Genomic DNA, 384 nt, shown 5'->3' on the forward strand with positions numbered 1-384 from the left:
GGACCGAAGTTTCCTTCTGGCTGGCGACGGACAACGGGCCGTTGCAGGTTTTCCTTGCGCCGCAAGAGTCCGTGGCGTTTATTCCTGCCGATCAGGTTCCCCGCGCTCAGCATATTTTGCAGGGTGAACAAGGCTTTCGCCTGACGCCGCTGGCGTTAAAAGATTTTCACCGCCAGCCGGTGTATGGCCTTTACTGTCGCGCCCATCGCCAGTTGATGAATTACGAAAAGCGCCTGCGTGAAGGTGGCGTTACCGTCTACGAGGCCGATGTGCGCCCGCCAGAACGCTATCTGATGGAACGATTTATCACCTCACCGGTGTGGGTCGAGGGTGATATGCGCAATGGCGCTATCGTTAATGCCCGTCTGAAACCGCATCCCGACT

Annotated in this window: 1 pseudogene; it reads left to right on the forward strand. The window is 57.3% G+C overall.

Annotation, left to right across the window (positions count from 1 at the left end):
• Nucleotides 1-384 (forward strand): annotated as a pseudogene (locus tag H0X91_RS34860) (DNA polymerase II); the annotation flags it as partial.

The organism is Burkholderia sp. 9777_1386, from assembly GCF_015712265.1.
Classification (GTDB): domain Bacteria; phylum Pseudomonadota; class Gammaproteobacteria; order Burkholderiales; family Burkholderiaceae; genus Burkholderia; species Burkholderia cenocepacia.